The sequence below is a fragment of the Hwangdonia lutea genome (assembly GCF_032814565.1).
In the GTDB taxonomy this organism is placed as follows: Bacteria; Bacteroidota; Bacteroidia; order Flavobacteriales; family Flavobacteriaceae; genus Hwangdonia; species Hwangdonia lutea.
On sequence record NZ_CP136521.1, the window covers coordinates 3,659,868 to 3,672,519 of the forward strand.

Sequence of the window (12,652 nt, forward strand, 5' to 3'; positions counted from 1 at the left end):
TAAAATCGAGGTTTTTGAGTTTTAAAGTTACTTATAACTTCTTAGGATTCTTTACTTTTTGATTTGTAATCGCCAGTTTAATTACATCGCTCATATCGGTCACGTAGTGAAACGTTAAACCTTTTAAATACTCTGGTTTAATTTCTTCAATATCGCGACGGTTCTCTTCACAAAGTAAAATTTCTTTAATACGAGCGCGTTTAGCGGCGAGTATTTTTTCTTTAATACCACCAACAGGCAGTACTTTTCCACGCAGTGTAATTTCGCCAGTCATGGCTAAACTTTTCTTCACTTTTCGTTGAGTAAACAATGACACCAACGAGGTTAACATGGTAATTCCGGCACTAGGCCCATCTTTTGGCGTAGCGCCTTCTGGTACGTGGATATGCACGTTATATTTATCGAAAACCGAGGCATCAATACCAAATTCAACCGCATTGGATTTTATATATTCCATAGCAATGGTTGCTGATTCTTTCATCACTTTCCCCAAGTTTCCGGTAATGCTTAAATTGCCTTTTCCTTTGGATAAAATAGATTCAATAAACAGAATATCGCCTCCAACGCTCGTCCACGCTAAGCCTGTAACCACGCCAGCCACATTATTGTTTTCGTACTTATCGCGTTCTAATTTTGGACCGCCCAAAACTTCAATAATATCTTCATTTGAAATTTTGATGTTGTAATCTTCTTCCATGGCGATATTTTTAGCAGCATACCGCACCATTTTAGCTATTTGTTTTTCCAATCCACGAACACCAGATTCGCGGGTGTAACCTTCAACTATTTTTTCTAATTGTGGTTTCGCAATTTTAATATCCTTATCCGTTAAACCGTGTTCTTTCAATTGCTTTGGCAATAAATGACGTTTAGCGATTTCCACTTTTTCCTCAATCGTATAGCCTGTAACATTGATGATCTCCATTCTGTCGCGTAATGCTGGCTGAATGGTAGACAAACTATTTGACGTTGCAATAAACATGACTTTAGAAAGGTCGTAACCCATTTCTAAAAAGTTATCGTAAAACTCACTGTTTTGCTCTGGATCCAAAACCTCCAACATAGCAGACGAGGGGTCGCCTTGATGCGAATTTGATAATTTATCAATTTCATCTAAAACAAAAACCGGGTTTGATGTTCCAGCCTTTTTTAAACTTTGAATGATACGCCCTGGCATAGCACCAATGTATGTTTTACGGTGTCCGCGAATTTCTGCTTCGTCGCGCAATCCACCTAAAGAAATACGCACGTATTCACGCCCTAAAGCCTCGGCAATCGATTTCCCTAGCGATGTTTTACCAACCCCCGGAGGACCGTATAAACAGAGAATAGGCGATTTCATATCGTTACGCAATTTTAAAACGGCCAAATACTCTATGATGCGTCGCTTAACATCTTCCAATCCGAAATGATCGCGGTCAAGAATTTTTTTAGCACGCTTTAAATCAAATTTATCTTTACTGAATTCGTTCCACGGCAAATCCAGAAACAATTCTAAATAATTACGTTGTATGGAATATTCTGCCACTTGCGGATTCATGCGTTGCATTTTGGCAATTTCTTTGTTGAAATGCTTTGCCACTTTTTCGTCCCATTGCTTGTCTTTGGCACGGGCTTTCATCTCCTCTACTTCTTCATCATGACTTACGCCTCCCAATTCTTCTTGAATGGTTTTCATTTGTTGATGCAAGAAATACTCACGCTGTTGTTGGCTCATATCCATTTGAACCTTAGATTGGATATCGTTTTTTAGTTCCAGTTTTTGAAACTCAACATTCATAAACTTGAGCGTTGCCAGTGCGCGTTCTTTTAGATTGTTCATTTCTAAAAGGGCCTGCTTTTCCTTTACCGAAAGATTCATGTTGGACGATACGAAATTCACCAAAAACGAATTGCTCTCAATATTTTTTATGGCAAAAGATGCCTCACTCGGAATGTTCGGGTTTTCCTTGATTATCTCCAGCGCCAAATCTTTAATGGAATCAATAATTGCCGAAAACTCCTTGTTATTCACGGCAGGTTTTGCCTCGGCCATATCTCGAATGGTTGCATTCATATATGGTTTTTCGGTAATAACCTCGGCCACCTTAAAGCGCTTTTTACCTTGGATTATAACCGTTACGTTTCCGTCGGGCATTTTTAAAACACGAAGAATTCTTGCAACGGTACCTGTTTCGTAAATATCCTTTGCGGTTGGATTTTCTACCGATTCGTCTTTTTGAGCCACCACACCAATAACTTTGCTGCCTTTGTTGGCATCGTTAATAAGTTTTATAGAGGTGTCTCGACCAGCGGTAATGGGGATAACAACCCCAGGAAACAACACGGTATTTCTTAACGAAAGAATAGGTAGTGTTTCTGGCAATTCTTCATTATTTATTTCTTCTTCATCTTCGGGTGTCATTAACGGAATTAACTCTGAATTTTCATCAAATTCCTGTAATGACAAACTGTCTAATGTTATAAAATTGGATTTCTTCATATATATATTTAAGTCAATTTGTCATTAAAACAAACTGCGCTTTATTTTTTGGGGTTTACAAATAAAAGTAAAACTCTGAATATCAGATAATTAAATGATTTTTAATAATGATGTCTGCTATATAAATTCAATAGCTGTGCCAATTATCAAATTCGAAAGTTTAAAGTTGGAAAATAAATAATTACATCTTACCCATTCGTTTTAAAACATACAGCAAAACAATGGGTAAAGCCAATAAACCAATCATTAATAAATTGGTTTTAAACAGCCATGGCGCTAGAATTAAAGTAATAACATAACCACCAACGGCGCCGCCAAAATGAGCATCGTGACCAATATTACCTATTCTATTTTTCATGCCGTAAATGGAATAAAGTAAATATCCGATACCAAAAAGATAGGCTGGAATGGGAATGGGAATAAAAAACATGTACAAGCTCATTCCGGGTTGCAATAAAATAGCAGAATAAATTATACCAGAAACCGCACCACTAGCACCAACGGCACTATAATGATATTCGTTTTTATGAAAATAAAGCGATAATAAACTCCCCAAGAGCAAACTCCCCACATAAACAATTACAAAGCTAAATGTACCCATGGCTTTGATTACCACATCTGCGAAAAAAAACAGAGTGAACATATTAAAAAACAAATGGGCATTATCGGCATGTAAAAAACCCGAACTAAACAGTCTAATTTGCTCGCCTCGTTTTACCGCGCCAACATTAAACTTATATTTTTCAAAAAAGCTATAATCACTAAAACCTTTATACGATATAATAACATTAGCTGCTATAAGTATAATTGTAATTAAATCTATTTTGCCCATAAATCTTTAAAATGAATTAATATATCTTTGCCGCTACAAATCTAAAATTAATTAATGCAATTTCTAATTTATATTCTTGTTTATCCGTTTTTGTGGTTAATTTCCATCTTGCCTTTTAGGTTGCTTTATATACTTTCCGATGGTGTTTATATTTTATTATACCACGTAATCGGTTATCGCAAAAAAGTGGTTTCCAATAATTTAAGACTTGTTTTTCCGGATAAACCCGAAACTGAATTAAAACGAATTAGAAAAGCATTCTACAAGCATTTATGCGACATGTTTTTAGAAATGGCAAAAACGATGAGCATTTCTGAAACCGCACTAAGAAAACGTTTTAAACTTAAAAATCCGGAGGAATTTAAACGTTTGGAATCTTTAAATAAAAGCATCCTTTTAATGTACGGGCATTATGCAAGTTGGGAGTGGTCTTTAGAGCTTCAAAACCATGTAAGTTATAAAGGTTTTGGTGTTTATAAAAAACTTGCAAATAAACATTTTGATAAGCTGGTGCGTAATATTCGGTCTAAATTCAACACCACATTGATTAGCACAAAAGAAACTATTGGTGTGATTAACGACAACGAAGCAAAGGGCATAAAAAGCATCATAGCATTTTTAAGCGACCAGTCGCCCAGACTAAGTAAAGAGGTGTATTGGGGCGAATTTATGGGTATTGAGGTACCCTGTTTTACGGGTGCCGAACGCTTGGCAAAAAAACTGGATTTAACCATCGCATATTTGAAAGTGACCAAGGTAAAACGTGGGTTTTATGAAGCTGAAATCATGACGCTTGCCGAACAACCAAAAGACTATAAAGACTACGAACTTACCGATATGTTTTTACGTGAAGTTGAAAAACAAATTTACGAAGCACCCGAATATTATTTTTGGACGCATAAACGCTGGAAGCATCGGGATAAAGAGGTTATTTAACATCATTACAAGGAGCTTTTAAGCCTGCACTGAGCGCCGTAGAAATGTGATATTCTTATAAACTGAAAATAATTTTTAAACAGATTGCGAATCACACCAAAAAGGGTGATTCGCATTGAATGCTAAATTGCTTTGGTTAACCTGTTGTGCATTTTGAATGAAAAAAATATCAATATGTCAATTCGAGTAATTTGAGGCACGAAACATTGTACTTCGGCAAGCTCTGTAGAACCATCAAGAATCAATTTCAAGTTAAAATTCTTATTCTCGATACAAATTTTACTCATTCCAATCGTAAAATTCACTCGAATTGACAGAATTTTTTCAAAATGAACAGCGGGTTTTGGTACTAAATCTTAGCTATAGCCCCTATTTCTTCGATAAACTTATCGGCTAATCCATCGGCTTCTTCTTGCGATTTTGCTTCGGTATAAATTCTAATAATGGGTTCGGTGTTGCTTTTACGCAGGTGCGCCCAACTATCGGCAAAATCAATCTTTACGCCATCAATGGTAGTTAATTGCTCGTTTTGGTAACGGCTTTCTATGGTTTTTAAAATACCGTCAACATCCAATCCCGGTGTTAACTGTATCTTCTTTTTACTCATAAAATAATTCGGATAAGTTTTACGCAATGCGCTCACACTTATTTTTCTTTCTGCCAACAAGCTTAAAAATAAAGCCACACCAACCAAAGCATCGCGCCCGTAATGCGAGTCGGGATAAATAATACCGCCATTGCCTTCGCCACCAATAACTACATTGTTTTTTTTCATCAACTTAACAACATTCACTTCACCAACGGCACTCGCTTCGTAGGTTCCTCCATATTTTTCGGTAACATCGCGCAAAGCTCGAGTAGAACTCATATTACTTACTGTATTTCCTGGAGTTTTACTCAACACATAATCGGCGCAAGCCACAAGCGTATACTCTTCTCCAAAAATATCTCCATTTTCATCCATAAAGGCCAATCGGTCTACATCGGGATCGACCACAATTCCGAAATCCGCATTTTCCTCAACTACTTTTTTAGATAAATCTCCCAAATGTTCCTTTAATGGTTCTGGGTTGTGTGGAAAATGCCCTGTTGGATCGCAAAACAATTTAATGGCATGCACGCCCAAGCGCTCTAAAAGCAAAGGAATGGCAATGCCTCCCGTAGAATTTACTCCATCAACAACCACTTTAAAATTGGCAGCTTCAATGGCTTTAGCGTTTACCAAAGGCAACTTTAAAACCTCATCAATATGCAAATCAATATAAGCATCGTTTTTTGTTATTTTTCCTAAGCTGTCCACATCAGAGAACTCCATGGTATCGCTTTCAGCAATTTCTAAAATTTTCGCCCCTTCAACCGCATCCAAAAATTCACCTTTTTCATTTAAGAGCTTTAAAGCATTCCATTGTTTTGGGTTGTGGCTTGCTGTTAAAATAATACCGCCATCGGCATGTTCCATAGGTACGGCTATTTCAACAGTTGGAGTTGTAGACAAGCCTAAATCAATCACATGGATGCCCATTCCAACCAAGGTATTCATCACTAAATTCTGAATCATTTCACCAGAAATTCGCGCATCTCTGCCAACCACTACACGGTAGTTTTCTTTGTTGCGTCGCTGCTTTAACCAAACACCGTAAGCCGATGCAAATTTAACCGCATCGATTGGTGTTAAATTATCGCCTACTTGTCCGCCAATGGTTCCTCGAATTCCTGAAATTGATTTTATTAATGTCATTACCCGTTTTTTTTATTAAAATTAAATACAAATATACAATTAGAAAATGGTAAATGTTAAATCGTAATTCGTAAATTTCGCAAATGAATTACTTAGCGCATATTTATCTTTCGGGTGAAAACGACCTTGTAACCATTGGTAATTTTATGGCCGATGGGATAAAAGGAAAAAAATATAAAAAGTATGCCAAAGACATTCAAATTGGCATTTTATTGCATCGGCACATTGACACCTTTACCGATGCCCACAAAACCGTTAGAAAAAGCACTAAGCGATTGCACAAAAAATACGGACATTATTCGGGTATAATTGTCGATATTTTATACGATCATTTTCTCGCCAAAAATTGGGATAATTATTCCGATATTCCTTTAGAAGACTATGTGAACACGTTTTACGATTCGTTGGAAGAACATTACCCTATCTTGCCCATTCGTATTCAAAAAATGATGCCTTATATGATCACCGACAATTGGTTGCTTAACTATGCGTCCATTGAAGGTATTCAAAGGGTTTTGGAGGGCATGAACAGGCGCACAAAAAACCGCTCTGGTATGAACGAAGCCGTTATCGAATTAGAGGCATTTTACACGGATTTTGAAGATGAATTCACTTCTTTTTTTGATGAATTGATAACCTCTTCCAAACAAAAATTAAAAGAATTAAACACTATTTTATGAAGCATTTTACCTCACTTTTTCTGATTGTATTTCTAATTATTTCTTGTAAAAAACCTGAATCATCATTAGTCGATAAAACTCAAAAAAGAGGTTTAATTACTCAAAAAGCTATGGTGGTTTCCGCACGTGTTGAAGCCTCTAAAATAGGTAGCGATATTCTTAAAAAAGGCGGCAATGCTTTTGATGCGATGGTGGCCACCGAATTAGCTTTGGCGGTTTCGTTTCCCTATGCCGGAAATATTGGCGGTGGCGGTTTTATGGTGTACAGAAAAAACAATGGCGAAATTGGAGGCATTGATTACCGCGAAAAAGCACCATTAGCTGCAACAAAAGATATGTATTTGGATGCCGATGGCAACGTTATTCCAGAAAAGAGCACTTTGGGCGCTATGGCCGTTGGTGTTCCGGGTACGGTTGCCGGTGTATTTGCTGTGCATGAAAAACTAGGGTCTTTGCCCATTGAAACTATCATAAAACCCGTAATAGACTTGGCCAGAAAAGGTGTTGTGGTTACCAAAAAACAGGAACGTAGAATTAAGCATTTTCAACCGTATTTCAGAAAGGCCAATAAAGACTCCATTCTTTTAGAACAAGCTTGGAAAGAGAACGACACCATAAAATACAATGCATTAGCCAATACTTTAGAACGTATTTTGCAAAACGGCAGAGATGAATTTTACAAAGGTAAAACCGCTAAAAAACTGGCGGCCTTTATACAAGAAAATGGCGGCATAATTACCGAAGAAGATTTGGCAAAATACGAAGCCAAATGGCGCACACCAATAACCTTTAATTATGACGATTTAAAGGTGATATCGATGTCGCCACCATCAAGCGGCGGAATATGTTTGGCACAAATCATGAAAATGGTTGAGCCTTTTCCACTGCATGAATATGGGCACAATTCATTAAAATCCATTCAGGTGATTACCGAAGCTGAACGACGTGCCTACGCCGATAGAAGTTTTTATTTGGGCGATCCCGACTTTGTAAACATACCGAGCATTACCTTAATTGATGCTTCGTATTTAAATGAGAGAATGGATGATTTTTCATTTGAAAAAGCCACAAAATCCAGTGATGTGTCGCATGGTACTATTCAAATTATAGAAAGCAACGAAACTACCCACTACTCTATTATCGACCAATTTGGCAACGCCATTGCTGCCACAACAACAATAAATGCAGGGTTTGGCTCGAAATTATATTGCTCAGAACTTGGGTTTTTCTTAAATAACGAAATGGATGATTTTAGCAGCAAACCCGGAGTTCCCAACATGTTTGGTGTTACGGGTGGCGAAGCCAATAGTATTGCCCCACAAAAACGCATGCTAAGTTCTATGACACCAACTATTGTTGAAAAAAATGGTGCATTATTTATAACCTTGGGTACACCCGGTGGATCAACCATTATCACTTCGGTATTGCAAACCATTTTAAATGTACACGAATTTGATATGACCATGCAAGAAGCGGTAAACGCACCTCGATTTCATCACCAATGGTTGCCGGACGAGATTAGAATGGAACCCCGTGCTTTTGATGCAGATTTAATAAATCAGCTTAAAAAATTAGGCTATATCATTAACGAAAAAGATGCGCCCGTAATTGGTAAAGTCGACGGAATCATGGTTTTAGAGGACAAAACGTTAGAGGGCGGTGCAGATCGTCGAGGAGATGATACGGCTGTCGGTTTTTAACATTTTCCCTTCACATAGTCCTTTATATTTAATAGTTTAGTGGGCTCATTATCTTTCTTATAAAGTTAGATACCAAAGGTTTGTTGTGGTGAAGCCCAAATCAAAATCAAAAAAAATATTTAAAATAGTTACAGGAGTTATTATTTTCCTCACACTACCTAGCATTTTGTTTTTTGGTTTCATTTTCTTTAAGTACAATGAAGATCTTCCAACGGGTATTCAAGGCGAAAAAGCCGATGCCTTGGCTTATAAAATGCTAGAAAGCTTGAACTATGAAGCCTATAAAAACACCAACTACATAGAGTGGACTTTTAATAAACGGCACCATTTTGAATGGAAAAAAAGTGAAAATAAATGCGATGTATTTTGGAAAGAATATCGTGTTAATCTCAATCTTGAGGACTACGCTTTAAGTAAGGTATACGTACATAGCTTTAAAATGAAAGGTGAGATGGCCGAAGAGTTGATAGAAAAAGCCATAAAAATTTTTAACAACGATTCGTTTTGGCTTGTTGCCCCGTACAAGGTTTTTGATGAAGGCGTTGAACGCCGATTGGTAAAATTGGATAATAACGAGGAAGCCCTTTTGGTAACCTACACTACTGGCGGCACAACTCCGGGAGATTCTTATTTATGGATGTTCGATGAGACCGGTAAACCAAGAAGCTTTAAAATGTGGACTTCGCTACTTCCCATAGATGGTTTAGAGGCCACTTGGAACGATTGGGTTACCACCGAAAGTGGCGCCCAATTACCAACATTTCATAAATTATTGGTTATTGGTATTGAAATGGGCGCTGTAAAAGGAACTATCTAACCGCCCTTTCACATAAAATCAATCCAACAAATCCATCAACTTATAAACATCGGTTTTTTAATAACCCATCCCATACATCTTAAAATTTATAATCAAAAAACGTATATTGCTGCGATGTTTTTGCTATTCGGAATTTCACTCAATTCAGTATCTATAAACAACAAATCAAAGATTTAAAAAATGTTATCTCTAAATGAATAATTTCAAGCTAATAATAGTACTATTTGGGTTGTTAACGGTATCGTGTAATCAAAAAAATGACCCTTTATTCATTAGTGCCACATCGCAAAACACGGGGCTTAATTTTAAAAACACTATTACCGAAACCAACGATTTAAATATTCTTGATTACATCTATTTTTACAACGGTGGCGGTGTTGCCCTAGGCGACATAAACAATGATGGTTTACCCGATATTTTCTTATCTGGCAACCAGGTAAAAAACAAACTATACCTTAACAAAGGCAATTTAAAATTTGAAGACATTACAGATAAAGCCAATGTTGGTGGAAACAGCTCTTGGAATACTGGTGCTATTATGGGCGATGTTAATGGCGACGGACTTTTAGATATATACGTTTGTGCGGTTGTGGGATTAAACGGTTTTAATGGCCATAACGAGCTTTACATTAACAACGGCGACCAAACTTTTACCGAGAAAGCAGCAGATTACAAACTCGATTTTCAATCATACAGTACATCTGCAGCATTTTTGGATTATGATTTAGATGGCGATTTAGACCTATACCTATTAAACCATGCGGTGCATACTGACGATTCGTACAAAGGGGTTAGCATTCGCCAAAAAAGAAACGATAAAACAGGCGATAAACTATTGCGAAATGATGGCGGAATATTTACCGATGTAAGTGAAACTGCCGGTATTATTGGAAGTATTAGTGGTTACGGATTGGGGGTTAGTATTGCCGATTTTAATCAGGATGCCTATCCGGATATTTATGTTGGTAATGATTTTTATGAAGATGATTATTATTACTTGAATAATGGTGATGGCACATTTTCCGAGAAATTAAGAGACTATTTTGGGCATGCCAGTAGGTTTTCCATGGGAAATGATGCGGCAGATATAAATCATGATGGCTGGCCAGACCTCATGTCGTTGGATATGTTGCCCGAAGACGAAGTGGTTTTAAAATCATCGCAAGGTGATGATAACGTGCAAACGCAAAACGTAAGAAAACTTATGTTTGGCTATCATTATCAATTTACCAGAAATATGCTGCATGTAAATCAGCATAATTCAAATTATTTGGAAACTGGTTTGTTAAGCGGTGTTGCTGCAACCGATTGGAGTTGGAGCTGTCTTTTTGCAGATTTTAACCAAGATGGAATGCAGGATATTTTTGTAACCAACGGCATTTTAAAACGCCCTAACGATTTGGATTTTACCAACTTCTTTTCAAACGATAAAATCCAAAACAACAGACACAATTCCAAATTAATGAATCAAGAAGCCTTGGACGCCATGCCTTCTGGAAAAGTTAGCAATTATATGTTTAAAGGCAGTGAAAATTTAGTTTTCAAAGATGTTTCAGAACAATGGATTCCCGATGAAAAACTGGTCTCCGGGGCAACCGCCTTGGCAGATTTGGATAACGACGGCGATTTGGATATTGTAGTTAGCAATCTCAATGAAAACGTTTCGCTTTACGTGAATCAAACCAACAATCTGCCAACAAACAAAACCAGTTACCTCAAAATAAAATTCAATTACACCAACCCCAATGCTTTTGGTATTGGCTCCAAGGTTTTTGCATACCACCAGGGCAAACTTCAGTATAAAGAACTCTACACCGCAAGGGGTTTTCAAGCCTCATCAGAACCTATGGTTCATTTTGGTTTTGACAGCATCAAAAACATAGATTCCTTAAAAATAATATGGCCCAATAAAACGAGCCAAACTATTAAAAATGTGGCGCTAAATCAAACCTTAACCATTAAACCAAACGGTGCAACACCCTTTGACTACAAGTCGCTTTTAAACAATCAGACCAAACTGTTTAAAAAATTGGATGATAATTTAGGGATTGATTTTACACATGTTGAAGACAAGTATCTCGACTTTAACCGCCAAAAACTTATCCCATATCGTGTTTCGGATAGAGGGCCTGCCGTTGCTGTTGGCGATTTAAATAACGATGGAAAAGAGGATGTTTATTTTGGTGGCTCAAAACAAAAAGCATCGAAAATCTATTTTCAAACCGATACATCGTTTATCGAAAAAAGAATAAACAGTATCGCTAACGACTCCATAAAAGAAGAAGTCGCGGCTGTTATTGCCGATTTTAATAAGGATGGTAAAAACGACATTATTATTGGTTCTGGCGGTGGCGATTATTCAAATAAAACAAAACCGTTACTCGACAGTTACTTTCTCCAAAATGATGAAGGTTTTACAATAGAAACCTTTCCGGAGTTCTACGAAAATGCCTCGGTAATTATTGCAAACGATATTGATAATGATGGTGATTTGGATGTTTTTATCGGAAGCAATGCCGTGTCGAACGATTTTGGAAGCATTCCCAATTCATATATTTTAAAATATGAAAACGGCAATTTTTCAATAGTCGAAAATGAAGCATTACAAAAAGCTGGAATGATTACCGATGCCGTTTGGGATGATTATAATAATGATGGTCAAGCAGATTTAATTGTAGTGGGCGAATGGATGGCTCCCAAATTCTTCAAAAACAACAATGGTATTTTTACCGAAGAACACCTTATTGACTCCAGCCTAAAAGGGCTATGGCGACAAATTGAACCGTTTGATATTGATAACGATGGCGACACAGATTTCCTTTTGGGAAATTGGGGCAGCAACTCAAAATTTAAGGCGTCACCCCAACATCCAATGCGCATGTATCATGCCGATTTTGATGGAAACGGGCGCACGGAAACTATTGTTTGTACCTACAGGAATGGTGCCTATTATCCGCTGTTAGGATTGGATGAACTTTCGGGGCAACTGGTTAAATTGAATAAAATTTTTACCGCTTACAAAGATTTTGCAGGTCAACCTATTGAGGTTATTTTAGGTGAAAACAATCTTGATAAAGCCACGATTTTAGAAGTTGACGAGCTTAAGTCGGGTTACTTAAAAAACGAAAACAATCGCTTTACATTTGTGCCTTTTAAAAATGAATTGCAAGTTTCGCCCATAACCTCTTTTTTAAGTTTCGATTTTGATTTCGATGGACAAGATGAAGTTTTGGCAGCTGGAAATTATTTTGGAGTTACGCCGTTTCATGGTAAATTCGATGCCTTTCCGGGAGCACTCATCAAAAATGAAAACGACGTTGTCTTAGGAAATAAAATAGAACTCGATTTTAGCGATAAAGCCATCAAAGGTTTAAATATTGTTCACGTTGATAAAAAACCATATTTGTTAGTTACCATCAACAACAACAAGGCTCAGGTTTATCAACTTTTAAAATAGTTTTTTTAAG

General features: G+C 37.1%; 8 protein-coding genes. 5 read left to right on the plus strand and 3 right to left on the minus strand.

Annotated features, from left to right (window positions below):
- Window positions 1–31: 31 nt before the first annotated feature.
- The gene (lon, locus tag RNZ46_RS15775) at window positions 32–2,482 is read right to left on the minus strand and encodes an endopeptidase La (RefSeq protein WP_316983133.1); all 2,451 of its coding nucleotides are present in this window, start codon (window positions 2,480–2,482) and stop codon (window positions 32–34) included.
- 181 nt (window positions 2,483–2,663) lie between these two features.
- Window positions 2,664–3,314 (minus strand): rhomboid family intramembrane serine protease, encoded by a 651-nt coding sequence (locus RNZ46_RS15780; protein ID WP_316983134.1) that lies wholly within the window; start codon window positions 3,312–3,314, stop codon window positions 2,664–2,666.
- Window positions 3,315–3,368: 54 nt separating this feature from the next.
- On the opposite strand from RNZ46_RS15780, the gene RNZ46_RS15785 reads away from it, so the two are divergent.
- Entirely contained in the window at window positions 3,369–4,250 is an 882-nt protein-coding gene (locus RNZ46_RS15785) for a lysophospholipid acyltransferase family protein (RefSeq protein WP_316983135.1), read from the plus strand.
- A gap of 349 nt (window positions 4,251–4,599) precedes the next feature.
- On the opposite strand, the gene glmM is transcribed toward RNZ46_RS15785, so the two are convergent.
- Window positions 4,600–5,988, minus strand: coding sequence for a phosphoglucosamine mutase (gene glmM / locus RNZ46_RS15790; protein WP_316983136.1), 1,389 nt, complete (start codon window positions 5,986–5,988; stop codon window positions 4,600–4,602).
- Between the two features lie 83 nt (window positions 5,989–6,071).
- Here glmM and RNZ46_RS15795 point away from each other — a divergent pair, with 83 nt between their 5' ends.
- The 4 genes from RNZ46_RS15795 (at window position 6,072) to RNZ46_RS15810 (ending at window position 12,642) form a co-directional block, all read left to right on the plus strand.
- Entirely contained in the window at window positions 6,072–6,668 is a 597-nt protein-coding gene (locus RNZ46_RS15795) for an acyl carrier protein phosphodiesterase (RefSeq protein WP_316983137.1), read from the plus strand.
- Window positions 6,665–8,368, plus strand: coding sequence for a gamma-glutamyltransferase (gene ggt, locus RNZ46_RS15800; protein ID WP_316983138.1), 1,704 nt, complete (start codon window positions 6,665–6,667; stop codon window positions 8,366–8,368). The genes RNZ46_RS15795 and ggt overlap by 4 nt, the downstream gene beginning before the upstream one ends.
- Window positions 8,369–8,456: 88 nt before the next feature.
- Window positions 8,457–9,185 (plus strand): hypothetical protein, encoded by a 729-nt coding sequence (locus RNZ46_RS15805; protein ID WP_316983139.1) that lies wholly within the window; start codon window positions 8,457–8,459, stop codon window positions 9,183–9,185.
- Between the two features lie 193 nt (window positions 9,186–9,378).
- The gene (locus RNZ46_RS15810) at window positions 9,379–12,642 is read left to right on the plus strand and encodes a VCBS repeat-containing protein (protein WP_316983140.1); all 3,264 of its coding nucleotides are present in this window, start codon (window positions 9,379–9,381) and stop codon (window positions 12,640–12,642) included.
- The last annotated feature ends 10 nt before the right edge of the window (window positions 12,643–12,652 follow it).